At 64.3% G+C, this 18,167-nt stretch carries 17 protein-coding genes; 8 read left to right on the forward strand and 9 right to left on the reverse strand.

All coding sequences use genetic code 11. The features are described 5' to 3' along the window. Positions 1-64: 64 nt before the first annotated feature. Positions 65-1,276: an MFS transporter gene (locus I7X43_RS15655; protein WP_198101892.1), complete on the reverse strand. Its 1,212-nt coding sequence runs from the start codon at positions 1,274-1,276 to the stop codon at positions 65-67. Positions 1,277-1,327: 51 nt separating this feature from the next. Between I7X43_RS15655 and I7X43_RS15660 the strand changes: the two genes are divergently transcribed. Together I7X43_RS15660 and I7X43_RS15665 are read left to right on the forward strand one after the other, a co-directional pair. After that, positions 1,328-3,283: a DNA topoisomerase IV subunit B gene (locus I7X43_RS15660; RefSeq protein ID WP_198101893.1), complete on the forward strand. Its 1,956-nt coding sequence runs from the start codon at positions 1,328-1,330 to the stop codon at positions 3,281-3,283. Next, positions 3,283-3,816 (forward strand): GNAT family N-acetyltransferase, encoded by a 534-nt coding sequence (locus I7X43_RS15665; protein ID WP_198101894.1) that lies wholly within the window; start codon positions 3,283-3,285, stop codon positions 3,814-3,816. Before I7X43_RS15660 ends, I7X43_RS15665 begins: the two co-directional genes overlap by 1 nt. A 31-nt stretch (positions 3,817-3,847) precedes the next feature. Here the strand turns inward: I7X43_RS15665 and I7X43_RS15670 are convergent, their stop codons facing one another. After that, positions 3,848-4,444 (reverse strand): chalcone isomerase family protein, encoded by a 597-nt coding sequence (locus tag I7X43_RS15670; RefSeq protein WP_198101895.1) that lies wholly within the window; start codon positions 4,442-4,444, stop codon positions 3,848-3,850. A gap of 61 nt (positions 4,445-4,505) precedes the next feature. Continuing rightward, the gene (locus tag I7X43_RS15675) at positions 4,506-6,059 is read right to left on the reverse strand and encodes a methyl-accepting chemotaxis protein (protein WP_198101896.1); all 1,554 of its coding nucleotides are present in this window, start codon (positions 6,057-6,059) and stop codon (positions 4,506-4,508) included. 302 nt (positions 6,060-6,361) lie between these two features. On the opposite strand from I7X43_RS15675, the gene parC reads away from it, so the two are divergent. Together parC and I7X43_RS15685 are read left to right on the forward strand one after the other, a co-directional pair. Continuing rightward, on the forward strand, positions 6,362-8,707 hold the full coding sequence (parC, locus tag I7X43_RS15680) for a DNA topoisomerase IV subunit A (RefSeq protein WP_198101916.1): 2,346 nt from the start codon (positions 6,362-6,364) through the stop codon (positions 8,705-8,707). Further along, complete coding sequence (locus tag I7X43_RS15685; RefSeq protein WP_198101897.1) at positions 8,704-8,976, forward strand: DUF427 domain-containing protein; 273 nt, start codon at positions 8,704-8,706, stop codon at positions 8,974-8,976. The genes parC and I7X43_RS15685 overlap by 4 nt, the downstream gene beginning before the upstream one ends. Positions 8,977-8,994: 18 nt before the next feature. Here the strand turns inward: I7X43_RS15685 and I7X43_RS15690 are convergent, their stop codons facing one another. Beyond that, complete coding sequence (locus tag I7X43_RS15690; RefSeq protein ID WP_198101898.1) at positions 8,995-9,663, reverse strand: substrate-binding periplasmic protein; 669 nt, start codon at positions 9,661-9,663, stop codon at positions 8,995-8,997. Between the two features lie 208 nt (positions 9,664-9,871). On the opposite strand from I7X43_RS15690, the gene I7X43_RS15695 reads away from it, so the two are divergent. Next, the gene (locus tag I7X43_RS15695) at positions 9,872-11,917 is read left to right on the forward strand and encodes a M13 family metallopeptidase (protein WP_246480470.1); all 2,046 of its coding nucleotides are present in this window, start codon (positions 9,872-9,874) and stop codon (positions 11,915-11,917) included. Positions 11,918-12,004: 87 nt separating this feature from the next. On the opposite strand, the gene I7X43_RS15700 is transcribed toward I7X43_RS15695, so the two are convergent. The 3 genes from I7X43_RS15700 to I7X43_RS15710 are packed head-to-tail and all read right to left on the reverse strand — an operon-like array spanning position 12,005 to position 14,577. Beyond that, positions 12,005-12,529, reverse strand: a complete 525-nt coding sequence (locus I7X43_RS15700) for a GrpB family protein (protein ID WP_198101899.1) — start codon at positions 12,527-12,529, stop codon at positions 12,005-12,007. A 10-nt stretch (positions 12,530-12,539) separates the two neighbouring features. Next, complete coding sequence (locus I7X43_RS15705) at positions 12,540-13,523, reverse strand: quinone oxidoreductase family protein (protein WP_198101900.1); 984 nt, start codon at positions 13,521-13,523, stop codon at positions 12,540-12,542. A 16-nt stretch (positions 13,524-13,539) separates the two neighbouring features. After that, a complete protein-coding gene (locus tag I7X43_RS15710) occupies positions 13,540-14,577 on the reverse strand; it encodes a quinone-dependent dihydroorotate dehydrogenase (protein ID WP_198101901.1) in 1,038 nt (345 codons plus the stop codon). Between the two features lie 76 nt (positions 14,578-14,653). Between I7X43_RS15710 and I7X43_RS15715 the strand changes: the two genes are divergently transcribed. Genes I7X43_RS15715 through I7X43_RS15725 form a run of 3 tightly spaced genes read left to right on the forward strand, consistent with a single transcriptional unit; the run spans position 14,654 to position 16,499 of the window. Next, on the forward strand, positions 14,654-15,787 hold the full coding sequence (locus I7X43_RS15715; protein ID WP_198101902.1) for a 3-deoxy-7-phosphoheptulonate synthase: 1,134 nt from the start codon (positions 14,654-14,656) through the stop codon (positions 15,785-15,787). Then, on the forward strand, positions 15,784-16,194 hold the full coding sequence (locus tag I7X43_RS15720) for an HI0074 family nucleotidyltransferase substrate-binding subunit (protein ID WP_198101903.1): 411 nt from the start codon (positions 15,784-15,786) through the stop codon (positions 16,192-16,194). Before I7X43_RS15715 ends, I7X43_RS15720 begins: the two co-directional genes overlap by 4 nt. Then, entirely contained in the window at positions 16,191-16,499 is a 309-nt protein-coding gene (locus I7X43_RS15725) for a nucleotidyltransferase family protein (protein WP_198101904.1), read from the forward strand. Before I7X43_RS15720 ends, I7X43_RS15725 begins: the two co-directional genes overlap by 4 nt. Positions 16,500-16,519: 20 nt before the next feature. Here the strand turns inward: I7X43_RS15725 and I7X43_RS15730 are convergent, their stop codons facing one another. Continuing rightward, positions 16,520-17,863 (reverse strand): type II toxin-antitoxin system HipA family toxin, encoded by a 1,344-nt coding sequence (locus I7X43_RS15730; protein WP_198101905.1) that lies wholly within the window; start codon positions 17,861-17,863, stop codon positions 16,520-16,522. A 1-nt stretch (position 17,864) separates the two neighbouring features. Then, complete coding sequence (locus I7X43_RS15735) at positions 17,865-18,113, reverse strand: helix-turn-helix domain-containing protein (RefSeq protein WP_198101906.1); 249 nt, start codon at positions 18,111-18,113, stop codon at positions 17,865-17,867. Between the last annotated feature and the right edge of the window lie 54 nt (positions 18,114-18,167).

Consider the following 18,167-nt stretch of genomic DNA (forward strand, 5'->3'; position numbering starts at 1 on the left):
TCATCCCAGGCCCGGAAAACGAGACCGAGGGCCGCCAAGGCGAGCGCGATCAGTCCAGCGCGTTTCATGCGAGGTGGGGGCGAACCAGCGGCTGTTCGCGTACGGGAAGATTGGCCAGCGCCGCTGCCACACCCAGCGCGACCGCGCTCCACCACACCCAGTCGTAAGAGCCCGTTTGGTCAAACACGTAGCCACCCAACCAGACGCCCAAAAAGCTGCCAATCTGGTGGCTGAAGAACACCAGTCCGGCCAGCATGGACAAGTGAGAAACGCCAAAAATCTGCGCCACCGTTGCATTGGTCGGGGGGATGGTCGACAGCCACAACAGGCCCATGACCGAAGCAAACACATAGGTGCTCGGCGCACTGATGGGGGTGCCCAGGTAGGCGACGATCGCGACGGAACGGGCTGAATAGATGAAGGCCAGGATGTAGCGCCTGGGCCACTTTTGTCCCAATTGCCCTGCGGCGTAGGTGCCCACCACATTGAACAAGCCAATCAGCGCCAGGGCATAGGTGCCCACCTGGGCCGGCAGCCCTTGGTCCTTGAGAAATGCGGGCAAGTGCACGCCAATGAACACCACCTGGAACCCACACACGAAATAACCCGCGGTGAGCCACAAGTAACTGGGGGTTCGCAGGGCTTCGAGCAGGGCGGCTCCGCTCCCGCTCCCGCTTCGACCCGCGGTTTGCGGACGATGGCTGGGTTCTCGCAGACCCCAAGCCAGCGGCACGATGGCCAGCACCGTCCCCGCGAGGAGCCACAAGCTCGGCTGCCATCCAAAGCGCTCGATCAGCTGGTGCTCCACTGGCAGCATCAAGAATTGCCCGAAGCTACCGGCGCTGGCCACCACCCCCATGGCCCAACTGCGTCGAGTGGGGTCCAGTTGCCGGCCAATCACCCCATAAATGACGGCGTAGGTTGTCCCCGACTGTGCGGCACCGATAACCAGCCCTGTTGCCGCCACAAAGGCCCAGGGCGCGCTGGCGGCGGCCATGCCCATCAACCCGATGGCATAGAGCAGGGCCCCGGCGACCAGGGGTCTGAACGCACCCACGCGATCGGCCCACATCCCTGTGAGCGGGCCGATCGCGCCCCATACCAAGTTTTGAACGGCCAGGGCGAGCGCAAAGTCCTCACGGGTCCAGCCGCGCTCGGTGATGATCGGTTGCAACCACAATCCAAACCCGTGGCGGATCCCCATGGACAGGGTCACGATGGCCGCGCCGCAGGCCAATATTTGGACCGCGCTGGGCCGGATATGGGGTGGTTGCATGGCTGGGATTTTGCGGGCTTCCTAGAATCCGCGCCCTTCACTCAGGAAGTTATGGCCTCCACACCTCATTACGGCGAAGCCTCCATCCGCGTGCTCAAGGGCCTGGAGCCCGTCAAGCAGCGGCCGGGGATGTACACCCGCACGGACAACCCTTTGCACATCGTGCAAGAGGTGCTCGATAACGCAGCCGATGAAGCCCTGGCCGGCTACGGCAAGCGCATTGCCCTCACGTTGCACAGCGACGGCTCCGTTTCGATTGAAGACGACGGACGGGGCATCCCATTCGGTCTGCACCCCGAGGAGGGGGTCCCAGTCGTCGAAATCGTATTCACCCGGCTGCACGCGGGGGGCAAGTTCGACAAAGGCGCGGGCGGCGCGTACAGCTTTTCAGGGGGGCTGCACGGCGTGGGTGTCTCGGTGACCAACGCGCTTTCGAAACGCCTCGAAGTCACGGTGCAGCGCGAAGGCCAGACCGCCAGCATTGTTTTTTCGCACGGCGATGTCATCCAACCGGTGACCTTGGCCCCCGGCGCACCTCGCAAGCAAGGGACGCGTGTGCGGGTGTGGCCTGAGGCCAAGTATTTTGATAGCGCCGACCTGCCGCGCGGTGAGCTGATTCATCTGCTGCGCAGCAAGGCTGTGCTCATGCCGGGCGTAACGGTCACCCTGACTGACGAAAAAAAGGGGGAAACACAGACCTGGCTGTACAAAGGGGGGTTGCGCGAGTACTTGCAGGGAGCCCTGAGCGGAGAGCCCTTGGTGGACCTCTTTGAGGGCGCTCACTACGCCAAGGCCAGCGATACCGAAAACTTTGCCGAGGGCGAGGGCGCTGCTTGGTGTGTGGCCTTCACCGAAGAGGCCGCCAGTCAGCGTGAGAGCTATGTCAACTTGATCCCTACCGTGGCTGGAGGGACGCATGAAGCCGGGCTCAAAGACGGGCTCTTTCAAGCGGTCAAGACCTTTATTGAACTGCATTCGCTGCTGCCCAAAGGGGTCAAGCTGATGCCCGAGGATCTGTTTGGTCGGGCCAGTTTTGTGTTGTCGGCGAAAGTTCTTGATCCCCAGTTTCAAGGGCAAACCAAGGAGCGCTTGAACAGTCGCGACGCGCTGCGTCTGGTTGCAGGCTACGTGCGGCCCGCCTTTGAGTTGTGGTTGAGCCAGCACGTGGAGCAGGGCAAGAAGCTGGCTGAGCTGGTGATCAAGCAGGCGCAGAGTCGCCAGCGCGCCGCGCAGAAGGTCGAAAAGAAGAAGGGCAGCGGCGTGGCCGTCCTGCCCGGCAAGCTGACCGATTGCGAGAGCCGCGACTTGAATGTGAATGAGCTCTTTCTGGTCGAAGGGGACAGTGCCGGGGGCAGCGCCAAGATGGGGCGCGACAAAGAGACCCAGGCCATCCTGCCACTTCGGGGCAAGGTGCTGAACACCTGGGAGGTGGAGCGCGATCTGCTCTTCAAAAACACCGAAGTGCATGACATCGCAGTGGCCGTTGGCGTGGACCCGCATGGCCCAAGCGACACGCCCGACCTCAGCGGCCTGCGGTACGGCAAGGTCTGCATCCTGTCGGACGCGGATGTCGACGGCGCCCACATCCAGGTGCTGCTCCTGACCTTGTTTCAAAAGCACTTTCCCAGGCTCGTGGAGGCCGGTCACGTCTATGTCGCCCGGCCGCCCTTGTTCCGTGTGGATGCGCCGGCCCGCGGCAAGAAGCCCCCGGTCAAGCTCTATGCGTTGGATGAGGGGGAGCAGCACGCCATCTTGGACAAGCTGCGCAAAGAAGGGGCGCGAGAGGGCTCCTGGACCATCAGCCGCTTTAAGGGCCTCGGTGAAATGAACGCCGAGCAGTTGTGGGATACGACGCTAAACCCCGATACCCGCCGCTTGTTGCGGGTCAGCGTCCCGGATGCTGAGGCAGTGGCGGGTGTGCTGACCCAGCTCATGGGCCGCAACGAAGCCGCCGCCCGCCGCGAATTGATGGAGCGACATGGAGATGCCATCGAGGTGGATATCTGATGGCGGCGCCATCGGTTCGGCTGCGGCCCACCATGCTCAGTGATTTGGAGTGGGTGGTCGGCGTTGAACAAGATGGGGCCAACCGCCCATTCATCACGCCGTGGGAGCGGCCGCAGCACGAGGGAGCCATCCGCTTCCCGGACAGCCGCCATTTCATTGTTGAGAGCTCCGATCAGGTGCGCTTGGGCTTTGTGATCTTGCAGGGGTGTCGCAACCCGAATGGCTCTTTGGAACTCAAACGACTGGTGCTCGCCCCGGGAACTCAGGGGCAGGGCCTGGGACGCACCTGTTTGCGGGCGTTAAAGGCGTTGGCCTTCCAACAGTTCAAGGCGCATCGCTTCTGGTTGGATGTGAAGGCCATGAACGAACGGGCGCACCAGCTGTATTTGAGCGAAGGCTTTGTCGAGGAAGGACGTTTGCGCGAGTCCGTCCGGGTGGCCGGCGCGGAGGGCTTTGACAGCCTGATCGTGATGTCCATGCTGGACCGCGAGTTCCAGGCGCGCTTGGCGATGGGGCAAGAAAAAGGGGCCTGATCCTGGCCCCTGCGTATCGCGCACGGTGTGCTTATTTGGGGAGCGCCCCCAGCAAGCCGGGTTTGAGGTCTTTGTCGACCGGCTTGTCCCCCAGCCAGATTTTCAGCACGGCGTTGTAGAAGCCCAGATCGGGCAACACATCGCCAAAGGGTTTGCCGTTGATGGCCATCACCATCCCGGTGCCGGGCACCCAGTCCGCGGTCAGGACGCCGCCTTTGTTCATCGTCCCCACGTTCACAAAGGCCTCACCGAAGGCGGTCAACTGGTTCACGTACTTGGATCGTTCCGCCGCCGTGGTGTTGGCCGTAATCCCGGCCATAAAGGCCTGCCCGAAATCATCGCCGTTGACTTCGCGCAACATGGTCAGGGTGAACCGGCGGGGCCCCTGCGAGTCGTACACGCCCTCAGACGTGGTTTGTTTTTCGGTCAAGTACAGCGCCATCACATAGACCTTGACGATGACGCGGGTCCGAATGCCGGCCCCATTGAGCTTGAGTTCCTTCCCCGCGACCTTGGCCGTGGGTTCGACGTTGACTCCCGCGATCTGCAGCGGGTTGGCCCAACTTGGGGCGCAGACGAGTGCGACAGCCGTGGCCAGCGCGGTTCGACGAGCGATGCGAAATTCCATGAGGTCCTCCTTGTCGGACGGGGGAAAGATGAACGAGCAGAGTGCGCGTTGAGCCTGCTGCTCAGCGTGTGTCTTCGAGTTGGAAAGTCTTGACCACATCCTCCAATGAACGGGCTTGGTTCTTCATGGAGTCTGCCGCCGCCGCCGCCTCTTCCACCAAGGCGGCGTTTTGCTGGGTGTTCTTGTCGATTTCATGAATGGTTTGGGTCACGCGCTCGATGCCCTCGGTCTGGCTCTCACTGGCGGTTGATATTTCGCCAATGACCGTGGTCATGCGCTGCACGCTCGCCACGACGTCGCTCATGGTCGAGCCGGCTTGTTGTACCAGTTGACTGCCCTGGGCAACCTTTTCGACCGAGTCGCTGATCAGGCTCTTGATTTCCTTGGCCGCGCCCGCCGAGCGCTGCGCGAGGCTGCGCACCTCGGCCGCCACCACAGCAAAGCCGCGCCCCTGCTCGCCGGCGCGGGCCGCTTCGACCGCCGCGTTCAAGGCCAAGATATTGGTTTGGAAAGCGATGCCATCGATGACGCCGATGATGTCCACGATCTTCTTGGAAGAGGCATCGATGGAGCCCATCGTGGTCACCACCCGGGACACCACTTCCCCACTGGCATGGGCCACTTGAGAGGCTTGGTGCGCAAACTCATTGGCCTGGGTGGCATTGCGTGCATTGCGTCGAACGGCTTCGGTCAGATCGTTCATGGAGTGCTTGGTTTGCTCCAGCGCCGCGGCTTGCATTTCCGTTCGCGTCGACAAGTCCAGGTTCCCACTGGCGATTTCTTCGGAGGCCGAGGCAATGGACTCCGTGCCATCGCGCACGCGGCCCACAATTTGCTTCAAGCTGTCGTTCATCTCGGACAGCGTCTCCAGCAACTGGCCGGTTTCGTCGGTTCCCCGCACGTGAATCGTGCTGGTCAGGTTGCCGGAGGCCACTTTACGGGCCACGGCCACAGCGCCGGCCAAGGGGCGGACGATCCCTCGGGTCACGAACACGCTGATGACGATGCTGGCCAAGCTCGCGAACAGAGCCAGAACGGCGATGACGGTAATGCTGCGGCTGGCCAATTCTTGGCCGCCTTGACTGGCGCTCTCCATTTGCTTGTTTTGCGACTCGACAAACTTGTCCATCGCACTCAGGTACTTGATCTGCAGGGCGCGGACTGAGAACAGGAATTTGAGGGTGGCCTGGTCTTTGTCCCCCTCGGCCATCAGTTTGACGAAACCCGCCTGTGCGGGAATGAACTTGGCGCGGACCTCGGCCATGGCTTTCAGCGCGGCCTTGCCCTCGTCGTCTGTGACCAGTTTTTCTAGGCTGGCAACCGAGGCCTCGTGCGCCTTCAAGAGGCTGTCCACCGCGGTCAGCTCTTTCTTGATTTGGTCATCGCCGGTCATGATGATGGTGCTCATCATGCTGCGGGAGGCGTCGCCCAGTTCCGCCTTGGCTTTGTTGGCCAGGTAGGTCTTCTTGAAGCCTTCGTCAATGGCGGCGCGCATGTCCGCGCTCAGCGCCCGCGTGCTGGAAATGGCCAATCCGGCCATGACCAGGAGCAGGACGATGACGACCCCGAAGCCCAGCGCCAAGCGTTGACCAATGCGCAGTGAACCGAAACCCATGTCTTCAGACCTCGCAGAACGGGCCAAGCGCAGGTACGGACCCAGCGCTCGACGGTGAATCGACCAAAGCCAAACGCGGGGCCACACCGGCAGGGGACGGAGTCGGCCACGATTTGCTTGCAGCCCAGTATTCCACAGCGATTCCGGGGCACAAGGGCGGGGTTGACCCGGGCTGTGGCGCGTCTGCAAACAATGTGTACTTTTCACTCGAACGACTTGCGGCCCGCGCGCTAGTTTCCCCGCGGTGGATGGCGACAATGCGCCCCCCAACGAGGTAAGACATGCCCGAGCAATTGAGTTTGATGGATGACGTGCCGCCGGTGCCCCCGGAGGCTCCCAAGCCCCCGCCCCCGCATGGGGATGATTCGGACGGTCTGGATCTGGGCCTGTACGCGCAGCAGGCATACCTGGAGTACGCCCTATCCGTTGTGAAAGGCCGCGCCCTGCCCGCGGTCGGGGATGGGCAGAAGCCCGTGCAGCGACGGATCCTGTACGCCATGGTTCGCATGGGACTGGCGTGGAGTGGGGCCAATGGGGCCAAGCCGGTGAAGTCGGCGCGGGTGGTCGGGGACGTGCTGGGTCGGTTTCACCCGCACGGGGATCAGGCCGCCTACGACGCACTGGTGCGCATGGCGCAGGGCTTCGCTCAGCGCTACCCACTGGTGGATGGGCAAGGGAACTTCGGCTCCCGCGATGGCGACGGCGCCGCGGCCATGCGCTACACCGAAGCTCGGCTGACGCCGCTCGCTCGTCTGCTTCTCGAAGAAATCGACGAAGGGACGGTCGATTTCACGCCCAATTACGACGGCAGCACCGAAGAACCCAAGGATTTGCCGGCGCGCTTGCCCTTCGTGCTGCTCAATGGGGCCAGCGGTATTGCCGTGGGCATGGCCACCGAAGTGCCCAGTCACAACCTGCGCGAAGTGGCTGAGGCGGCTGTCAAGTTGCTGAAAGACCCCAAGCTGAGCGACGAGGAGTTTTTTGCAACCTTGCCTGGCCCCGACTTTCCCGGTGGGGCGCAAATCATTTCCAGCCCGGACGACATTCGTGCGGCCTACAACACGGGGCGTGGGTCACTGAAGCTGCGAGCCCGTTGGAAAGTGGAAGACCTCGCGCGCGGCCAGTGGCAGTTGGTGGTGACCGAGTTGCCCCATGGGGTGTCCAGTCAACGGGTGTTGGAGGAAATCGAAGAGATCTCCAACCCCAAGGTCAAGGCGGGCAAGAAGGCCCTCAGCCCTGAACAGTTGCAGCTGAAGAACACCTTGCTGGCTGTGCTGGATGGCGTGCGGGATGAAAGCAGCAAAGACGCCCCCGTTCGTTTGGTGTTTGAGCCCAAAAGCCGAACGGTTGCTGTTGAAGAATTGACTCAAATTTTGCTGGCGCACACCAGCCTGGAGACCAGTTCGACGATCAACCTCACCATGGTGGGGTTGGACGGCAAGCCGGTGCAAAAGACGCTGCGGGACTTGCTGATCGAGTGGCTGACCTTTCGGCAGACCACGATTGAGCGGCGCAGTCGGTACCGGCTGCAAAAAGCGGAGGACCGGATTCACATCCTCGAGGGCCGCCAGCTGGTGCTGCTGAACATCGATGAAGTGATTGCACTCATCCGCAACAGCGACGAACCCAAATCGGCCTTGATGACCCGCTTCCGTCTGACCGACCGGCAAGCCGAAGACATCTTGGAGATCCGACTGCGTCAGCTGGCGCGCCTGGAAGCCATCAAGATTGAGCAGGAGCTGAAAAACCTGCGCGAAGAAGCCGACAAACTACGGGACATCCTGGCCAACCCCAGCACGCTCAAGCGATTGATGGTCAGGGAGATTGAAGCGGATGCCAAGCAATTCGGCGATGAACGCCGTACCTTGATTCAAGCCGAGAAACGCGCGGTGGCGGAGCTCAAGGTGGTGGACGAACCGGTCACCGTGGTGATCAGCCAGAAGGGCTGGGCCCGCGCACTCAAGGGGCATGAAGTCGACACCAACGGGCTGAGCTTCAAAGCGGGAGATTCGCTCTATGGCGTGTTCCGCTGCCGCAGCGTGGACACCTTGATTGCCTTGGGCAGTAACGGGCGAAGTTACTCCGCCGCTGTTTCCGCACTGCCCGGCGGCCGGGGCGATGGAGCCCCTGTGACGAGCCTGATTGATCTGGAGTCGGGTACGCAGCTCCTTCACTATGTCGCCGGGGCGGTGACACAAGCCCTGGTCCTGGCGGGTTCTGGTGGGTTCGGCTTGATGGCCACCATCGGCGATCTGACGGCTTCCAAGCGCGTGGGCAAAAGTTTCCTGACGCTGGAGACGGGTGAAGCCCCGCTCAAACCGGCGTGGGTGCGGCCGGATCAGCACCAATTGGCCTGTCTCAGTGATGACGGCCATCTACTGACCTATGCGGTCTCGGAGCTCAAGCACCAGCCCAAGGGGGGGCGCGGGCTCACTTTGATGGAGTTGGCGCCCAAGGCGCAATTGCAGGCCGTGTGCTGTTTTGCTAGTGGGCTGCACTTGGCCGGTCTGGCCCGTGGAAACAAGCCCAAAGAGGACCTGTTGCGCCTTTCTGGGCTGGCGGCGCATGCTGGAAAGCGGGCCCGCAAGGGCAAGGCCGTCGAAGGTTTCAAACAGGTGATGTCGATTGCCGCAGGAGTCAAAGAGTGAAAGCGATCTTTAACGGCGTTGTCGTCGCCGAAAGTTCCGACACCGTGGTGATGGACGGCAACCATTACTTTCCCAAAGCCAGTGTGCGGACGGACCTGCTGACCTTCAGCAACCATCGCTCCCGATCCTCCTACGGGGAAGAACAGTGGCAAAGCCTGTTCGTGAACGGGGACCTGTTGCCAGACGCACTGTGGTCGTACCCGGATCCGAGCCTGGACAGCCTGCGGGATCGAGTGGCTTTCGTGCGCGCCGTGAAGATTGAAGATTGAAGGCTCGGTCGCCCGAGCTTAGGGGCCGACCGGCGCTTCCACCCCGTATTTGCGGAATAAACGGCGGGGCAGGCCTTCGGCCTCAAGTTGCGCGGCGGCCCGCTGCAGTCGGTTCCGCTCGTCCTCGCTGAGCCCCGAGTCCGTGGCGGCCGCCAGCCAAATTTCCCCGCCCCCCAATCGCGCTCCGGCCTGATAGTCGGCGGGGTCGTAGCCCGCGACCCGGGCGCTGTAGAGGTTGATGAGCAAGCTGCCGCAAATGGCGTCCACCATGCCCTCCTGCAACATGCGATGCAGGTCGGTGTTGTTGGCGACCAAGACCACCTGAGTGAAGCCCAGATCCTGCAACTGCTGCTGTTGAGGGGCCCCCCGTAACACGCCGACGCGCAGGGTTTTGGCGTGCTCAATGGACTGCACCCGAGGCTGACGCTTAAGGCCTTGGAACCCAAAGGGGTGCCAACTCAATCGGGCCACCCAGGTGTACGAGGCTTCCCGCTCAGGGGTGCGGGTCAGCGGCAAGATCAGCGTCCGGGGCTGCTGCTGGGCGTCTTGCTGAGCGCGGGCCCACGGGACGAACTCCACTTCGAGTTGTAGGCCGGCACGCTTAGCCATCGCACGAGTCAGGTCCACCAAGGCCCCTTGGCCTGGCGCGGCGCCCGCCATGGCGAACGGAGCGAGGTCGGCCGTCACCAATTTGATGGGGAGCGACGGCCCGGCTTGCGCCCAACTGGGAATCGCGGCCAGGGCCAAAAGCCTGCGCCGGGTCCCGTGCCTCGATAAAAATGGTGCCATAGCGACATTCTCCTCGGGTTGGGGGGTGTCTGTCAGCAGGGGTGGGGCGAACGCGGACAATCGCGCCTTTCCTAAACGGATACGGGCCCCCGGGCCGCGCCTCCCTATGAATACGCCCCATTGGATGCTGGCCTCCGCGGTCGTTGCTGGTTTGTCAGCCCCGGCCCTTGCCGCAGAAGAAACACCGCTCAAGAGCTTGCCGTATACGCCCAGTCTGGATGTCTCGGCCATGGATCGCACCGTCGACCCCTGTGAAGACCTTTACCAATACGCCTGCGGCGGTTGGATGAAGAACAACCCCATTCCGGCCGATGAGGCGCGCTGGGGGGTGTATTCCAAAGCGGCCAATGAGAACCAGCGCTACCTGTGGGGTTTGTTGAGCGAGTTGTCAGCCGCCCCGCAGCCGGCTCAATTGGGTCGCTACTTTGGCGCTTGCATGGATGAAGCTGCATTGGAGTCCGCCGGACTGCAGGGGCTGAAAGCCCCGCTGGAGGCCATCGCAGCCCTGAACGACCGACGCCAGCTGCCGGCCTTGCTGGCGCAACTGCACCGGTCTGGCGCCATGGGCCGGGCCTTTTTCAGCTTTGCGTCGGGCCAGGATTTCAACGATGCCACCCAAGTGATTGCTTTTGTGGGGGCGGGCGGATTGGGGCTGCCGGAGCGTGACGCCTATTTCCGCAGCGACAAAGGCTCGGTGGATGTGCGCAAGGCCTATGTCGCCCACATCCAGCGCAGCCTGGTGATGATGGGCCTGAGTGCGGCAGAGGCCGCCCGCGCCGCACAGCAGGTGCTGAAGGCCGAAACCGCGCTGGCCCGAGTGACCTTCAAGCCCGAAGAGCGCCGCGACCCTTACAAGACCGCCAACCGCATGACGCTGGCGCAGCTTCAGGCGCTCACCCCGGGCTTTGACTGGGCGGCGTACCGCAGCGCGCTGGGCGCACCGGCCGAACTGCCCGTGGTCAACGTGACCGAGCCGCGCTTCCTCAAGGCCTGGGGACAGATGGCGCAAACGCTACCGCTGGCGGAGCTGCAGACCCTCTTGCGCTGGCAGCTAATCAGCAGCACGGCGCCCTACCTGAACAAGGCCTGGCAGGAAGAGCACCACGCTTTCTACGGGAAGACTCTGCAGGGTGTGCCGCAGCTCAAGCCGCGTTGGAAAACCTGCGTCCAATTGGCCGATGCGCAGCTGGGCGAAGCCCTGGGCCAAGAGTTCGTGGCGCGCAATTTCAGCCCGGAACTGAAAGCTGCCGTCATCAAGATGACCGACCAGATCAAGGGCGTGATGGCGCGCCGCGTTGATCAGCTGGACTGGATGGGCCCAGAAACCAAGGCCAAAGCCAAGGAAAAGCTGGCCTCCATGGTCAACAAGGTCGGTTATCCCGACCGCTGGCGGGACTACAGCGCCTACGAGGTCCGTGGGGGGGACTTTCTGGGCAATGTGCAGCGCGGCGCGGCGTTTGAGGTCGCCCGTGACTTGGCGAAGATCGGCAAACCGCTGGATCGCGGCGAGTGGGGCATGACGCCGCAAACGGTGAATGCTTACTACAACGCCCAAATGAACGACATCAACTTCCCGGCCGCCGTGCTGCAGCCCCCTCTCTATGACGCCAAGATGGACGATGCGCCCAACTACGGCAACACCGGCGGCACCATTGGGCACGAGCTGATCCACGGCTTTGACGACGAGGGCCGCCAGTTCGACGCCCAAGGCCGCCTCAAGGATTGGTGGACGCGCAAGGACGCCAAGGCCTTCGAGCAGCGTGCCTCCTGCGTGGCCCAGCAGTACGCCCAGTACACCGTCGTGGACAAGCTAAAGATCAACAGCAAGCTCACGCTGGGCGAGGACTTGGCGGACCTCGGTGGCTTGGTCTTGGCGTTGGAAGCGTGGAAGCAGCAGGTTGCCGCCATGAAGCTGGCCCCGCAGGACGGTCTGACACCCGACCAGCGCTTCTTCGTCGGTTTTGCCCAGTGGGACTGCAGCCACGCCCGCGACGAGTACGCCCGCATGCACGCCCGCACCGACCCGCACTCGCCGGGCCGCTATCGCATCAACGGCGTGGCCGTGAACATGCCCGAGTACGCCCAGGCTTTTGCCTGCAAGCCGGGGCAAAAGATGGTGAAGAAGCCGGCGGACGTCTGCAAAGTCTGGTGACGTTGAGGACTTCGGGCTCAGAACCCTGATGTGCAGAAGGCCCCGCTTGGCGGGGCCTTTTTTCATGCCGCTCGGGGCGCCAAGGCCTTAAGCAAGTGCATTCACCCAAGCCAAGGCTTGGGCCTCAATCGTGCGGACGAAGCTGTCCTTGCCGGCGATGTAGGCCGGCATGTCGCTCGGATGCAGGCTCGCCAAGCGCAGCTTCAGTCGCCCGTAGTCCAGCGCAATGCCAGGATGCGCCCGCAGGTAGTCCCGAAAGGCGAGGTGGCGCCGGATGTGCGGCGAGCCCTCGGCAAAAACGTGCAAGTGGTGGGTGCGCTCGCCCTGCGCGTTGTCGCGGCGAAAGTAGCGGCGGCCCGAGATTCCGTACTCCCCCATCGCCTCGTAACCCAGCGAAGCCAGGGCCGCGTTGCACGCATCAGCGTCCGCAAGGTCTGCAACGACCCCCAACAAATCCAAGATGGGTTTGGCGGCGAGACCTGGCACAGCCGTGCTGCCGATCGCATGCAGGGCGACCAGTCGCGGGCCGAGGAGGGTGTGCAATTCCTCGGCAGCCCGGGCGTGCGCGTCCGCCCATGTAGGGTCATGCGCCACAACCTGAACCGTACGCATACCAGCGTTCTCAGGGCAGCAACACGGTGGAGCCGGTGGTGACTCGCGCCTCCAGCGCCCGGTGGGCTTCGGCCACCTCGGTCAGCGGCCAGCGGTGGTGCACCTCGATCTTCACGGCGCCGGAGCTCACCACGTCGAACAATTCATTGGCCATGGCCTGCGTGGCCTCGCGGGACCGCAAGTGGGTGAAGAGCGTCGCCCGGGTCAGATACAGCGACCCCTTGGCGGCCAGCACGCCGGGCGCGAAGGGAGGTACCGGGCCGCTGGCGTTGCCAAAGCAGGCCATCAGGCCAAACGGGGCCAGACAGTCCAACGAGCCTTCAAAGGTGTCCTTGCCGACGGAGTCATAGACCACTTTGACGCCGCGCCCGCCGGTGAGGGCTTTGACGCGCTCGACGAAGTTTTCCGTTCGGTAGTTGATGGCCACCTCGGCGCCGTGGGCCACAGCCAGTTCGCACTTTTCGGCGCTGCCGGCCGTGGCAATCAAACGCAAGCCCAGATGCCGGGCCCACTGGCAGGCGATCAAGCCCACGCCGCCGGCCGCGGCATGAAAGAGCACCCAATCGCCGGTTTGCAGCCCTTCCACGGGCAAGGTCTTGCGCAGCAGGTACTGGGCGGTCAACCCTTTGAGCATCATGCCGGCGGCGGTCTCAAAGCCAATCGCATCGGGCAGGCGGCAGACGTTTTGGGCCGGCATGACGCGGGCTTGGCTGTAACTACCGGGTGGATTGCTGGCGTACGCGGCGCGATCGCCCACCTGCAGGTGGCTCACGCCCTCGCCCACCGCCTCGATGGTGCCGGCCCCCTCCATGCCCAGGGCGTGGGGCAGGGCCAGCGGGTACAGGCCGCTACGGTGGTAGCAGTCGATGAAGTTCAGCCCAATGGCCGCGTGCCGGATGCGCACCTCACCGGGGCCGGGTTCGCCCACAGGGCGATCGACCACCTCCAACACCTCGGGGCCGCCGGGTTGGCGGATCTGGACGGTTAGGGCCATGGGATTCCTCTCTCGATCAGCTGCGCAGGGCCAAACCCGCTTCGCGCACCAAGGCCGAACCGCGGTAAATCAGCCCGGTGTAGACCTGCACCAGATCCGCCCCGGCCGCACGCTTGGTCGCGGCATCGTGGCCGCTCATCACGCCCCCGACGCCGATGATGGGGTAGCCCGCGCCCAGCGCGGCGCGCAGCTGGCGAATGACGCGGTTGCTGGCCTCCAGCACCGGAGCCCCCGAGAGCCCGCCCGCCTCTTGGGCGTGGGCGTGGCCGGCGACCGCCTCGCGCGACAGCGTGGTGTTGGTGGCGATCACGCCGTCCACGCCGCAGTCTTGCAGCGTGCGTGCAATCACCTGCACCTGGGCCTCGTCCAAGTCCGGGGCGATCTTCACAAACAGCGGCACCCGGCGGGACAGCCGCGTCGCCAACTGTTCGCGGCGCTGCATCAGCGCATCCAGCAGGGCTTTCAGCGCCTCGTCGCTCTGCAGGCTGCGCAGGTTGGCCGTGTTGGGGCTGCTGATGTTGACCGTCACGTAGTCGGCGTGCGGGTACACGCCCTCCAGGCCCTTCAGGTAATCGCTGGCGGCGTCCTCAATCGGCGTGCTGGCGTTCTTGCCGATGTTCAGGCCCAGGATGCCGCCTTGCGCCCGGAAGCGCACGCTTTTTTGCACATTGGCCAAGAAGGCCTCCAGGCCCTCGTTGTTGAAGCCCAGGCGGTTGATCAGCGCCTGGTGTTCAGGCAGTCGGAACATGCGCGGCTTCGGGTTGCCCGGCTGCGCCTTGGGCGTCACCGTGCCGACTTCGATGAACCCAAACCCCATGGCCCCCAGGCCATCGATGGCGCGACCGTTCTTGTCCAGCCCCGCCGCCAGGCCGATGCGGTTGGGGAAGCGCAGGCCCGCCACGGTGACCGGGTCGTCCACTCGGGCCTGGGCCCAGGTGCACTCCAGCGGCGTGCGCTGAAAACGCTCCATCTGGCCCATCGTGATCTCGTGGGCGTGCTCGGGGTCGAGCGAGAAGAGGGCGGCGCGTGCCAGGGCGTAAGGGATCAGGGCCATGCTGGAGATCAAACAGAAGTCAAGGGCGGCGCTGCCCGGGTGGGCAACAATCGGCGGAATTGTCCCTTGCTGCCTTATGAAATTTCTTGACAACCCGCGCGGCGACCGCGAAGTGGGCTCCGTGGATGCCACGCTGGACCTGACCCGCACCGACGACACGCGCATCCGTGCCGTCCGCCCCTTGATCAGCCCCGCCCTGCTGCAGGACGAGCTGCCCGTCACCGAAGGTGACCTGGTGCTGGTGGAGCGCACCCGCGCTGCCATTGGCCGGGTGCTGCGCGGCGAGGACGACCGCCTGGTGGCCGTGGTGGGCCCGTGCTCCATCCACGACCACGACGAGGCCCTGGACTACGCCCACCGGCTCAAGGCTGCGGCTGATGCCCTCTCCAGCGACCTGATCGTGGTGATGCGGGTGTACTTCGAAAAGCCGCGCACCACCGTGGGCTGGAAGGGCTACATCAACGACCCGCTGCTGGACGGCAGCTTCCGCATGAACGAAGGCCTGCGCCTGGCGCGCCGCCTCTTGCTCGATGTGACACGCCTGGGCCTGCCCGCGGGCACCGAGTTCCTGGACCTGCTCTCGCCGCAGTACATCGCCGACCTCATCGCCTGGGGCGCCATCGGCGCCCGCACCACCGAGAGCCAAAGCCACCGCCAGCTAGCCAGCGGCCTTTCCTGCCCGGTGGGTTTCAAGAACGGCACCGACGGCAGCATCAAGATCGCCGCCGACGCTGTGCTCGCCGCCCGCAGCGGCCACGCCTTCATGGGCATGACCAAGATGGGCGCGGCCGCCATCTTTGAAACCCGCGGCAACGACGACTGCCACCTCATCCTGCGCGGCGGCAAGACCCCAAATTACGACGCCACCCACATCGAGGCCGCTTGCAAAACCCTGCGCGCCAGTGGCGTGCACGAAGCCGTGATGGTGGACTGCAGCCACGGCAACAGCAGCAAACAGTACGAGCGCCAGATCGAGGTGGCACGCGACGTGGCCCAGCAAATCGCCCAAGGCGAGCGCCGCATCGCCGGCGTGATGATCGAAAGTCACCTGGAGGGCGGTCGCCAAGATCACCAAGAAGGCCAACCCAAGAGCGAGCTGCGCCCCGGCGTCTCCATCACCGACGCCTGCCTGGGCTGGGCCCAGACCGAACCGGTGCTGCATGAGCTGGCGGCGGCGGTGCGGGCGCGGCGGGCCGGAGCGGGCGCATGAGCCTGGACCTCAGCCCCTTCGCACGGGCCGTGCAGCGGCTGCGCGAAGGCTGGGCGCGCTACCAACTCGACACCACAGACACCCAGATCCGCGATGGACTGGTGCAGCGCTTTGAGTTCACCTTCGAGCTGGCCCACAAGATGCTCAAGCGCCATCTCGAAGCCAGCGCAGCTGACCCCGCGGAGTTTGACGCGGCGGATTTCCAGTACTTGATTCGCTCGGCCAATGAACAGGGCCTGCTGCGCAGCGCCTGGCCGCAATGGCGGCTGTACCGGGAGATGCTCTCGCGCACCAGCCACGCTTACGACGAAAGCGTCGCCCTGCAGGTGGTTGCCGGCATTCCCGACTTCTTGGCGGAAGCCGAGCACCTGCTCGCGGCGCTGCAGGTGCGTCACCCCGCGCCATGAACGACGGTGCCTTGGCCCTCCGCCCGGAGGAGTTGACCACCGTCCGGGCCATCCTGGCCCAGCATGCGCCTGATTGCACCGCTTGGGTTTTCGGGTCCCGGGCGACCGGCAAGGCCAAACCGTTTTCCGATCTGGACTTGGCGCTCGAAGGCCCCGCGCCCCTGAGCCTGGAGCGCCTAGCCGTGTTGGCCGAGGCGTTTTCTCAGTCCGACTTGCCGTGGAAGGTCGACTTGGTGGATTGGGCGGAGGTGAGCCCGGAGTTCAGGCGAATCATCGAGCGGGACCGGGTGCGGCTTGTTCCTTGACCTTGCCGGCCCAGCCTCGGTCACTCCGCCGGCATTCGCTCCAGCGCTTGCGCGGCCTCTTTCAAACCACCCAGCACCGAATCGGCCACCCATTGTGAAAACTCTGGTGGCAGCTCCTGTTGCACTTGGGCGATGACGGCGGGGGTGCGCTCGATGAGTGTCTGCATCAGGGGTTCGGCGCTCTCGCCATAGCCCACACGCTTGGCGGTGCTGTTGAAGTGGCGGCGCTGGATGCGCTCGGCCTCATAGTGCCGGCTCTTGCCCATCAATGCCATGGCGAGCTTGAGCTCGCGCGGTGACCATTGGTTCGGGCCATCGCCCATCACCGGGTAGGCGGACATGACGTCGTACAGCGGTGTGAGCTGATAGCGCCCACCCGGCAGCAGGTGGATGCTGAAGTTTTTGGCATGGCCATCGGGTGCCCGCAGCATCCAGAAGAGCACCTGGCTGGCCATCAGCGTGCGCAAATCTCGTTCGGCCTCCACCGACTGTTGGATCAGGTTGAACAGCGTGGGCAGGCCCGGGCCGCCCTCGGTCTCGTACTTCAGCAAGGGCGAGGTGCCGGTGGCCTGGCAGAAGTCCTCTTGCACCAGGCGCAGCAGCCGCGAGCCATCGGCCGCAGCCACGCGATCAAAGCGCTCGACCACCAGGACCCGCTGACGGCCGAAGGTGGCGATCTCGGCCTGCGGCACGGGCAAGCCGTAGGCCGCCAGCAGCTTCAGACACAACCATTCGTTGTCCACCGACGTGCTGAAGTCCGCTTGCCGCCCGCCCACAAGCCCCAGCGGCAGTTTGAAGATGTGGGTGGTGGGGGTGGCGCCGCGCGGCTTCATCCAGCGTCCCTGCCAGCGCAGGAAGGCGTCTTTCTCTTGCGCGCCGGCCAGCGAGATGCGGAAGTCGTCATCCGGGTCGCGGGCAGCGCCAAAGCGGCCGGGGGAGACGACCTCCAGCAGGTGGCGCTCAATGGCGGCTTCGTCCACCTCGATGCCGTCGATGCGGTCATGTCCCTCGGGGGATTGGCCTTCGGGCAAGAACTGCAGTGCGCCCACGCAGTCGCGGCCAATGGCAGCCAGCAAATCAAAGGGCTCGACCGAGCCGGTGCGAAAGCGCTCGGCCACGCGCTTGCGCAGCGTGGGGCTGTCGGGCAGCAGGTTGTCGAAATAATGCTGGACGGCTGGGCCCTTCAGGGGCTCATCGCCCAAGCCAAAGGGCAGCGAGAGCGACAACGGGCGCCCCAGGGGCGAGGCGCGCCAGGCGGCGTCGTACTGCAGCGCCATTTCGCCCCGGGCGGACAGGCTCCAGCGGCCCACGTACAGACCATTGGCCCAGAGGGCCAGCGACTGGGTTTGTGTGCGGCGCGCCATCTCACCACTCCGGTGGCGGGGCCACGCGTTCACGCAGGCTCAGCTCCAGCCCGACCACGGCGCACCAGGTCAGCAGTTGCTTGGCGCTCAATTCATCCGCATGGCTCTCTAGGTGCGACACACGGTTTTGGCTGAGCCCCAGCCGCGCGCCCAGCTCAGCCTGCGTCAGCCCCCGTTGCTTGCGCGCGGCGCGCAGCCATTGGCCAAGCTGGGCGGCGGTGAGCAGGGGATGGTCAGGCGACGGCGTCATGGTTTATCTGTAAATCGGATAAGTAGAATTTATCTGAAAAACGGATATGGAGCA

Source organism: Inhella gelatinilytica (genome assembly GCF_016093295.1).
Taxonomy (GTDB): Bacteria; Pseudomonadota; Gammaproteobacteria; order Burkholderiales; family Burkholderiaceae_C; genus Inhella; species Inhella gelatinilytica.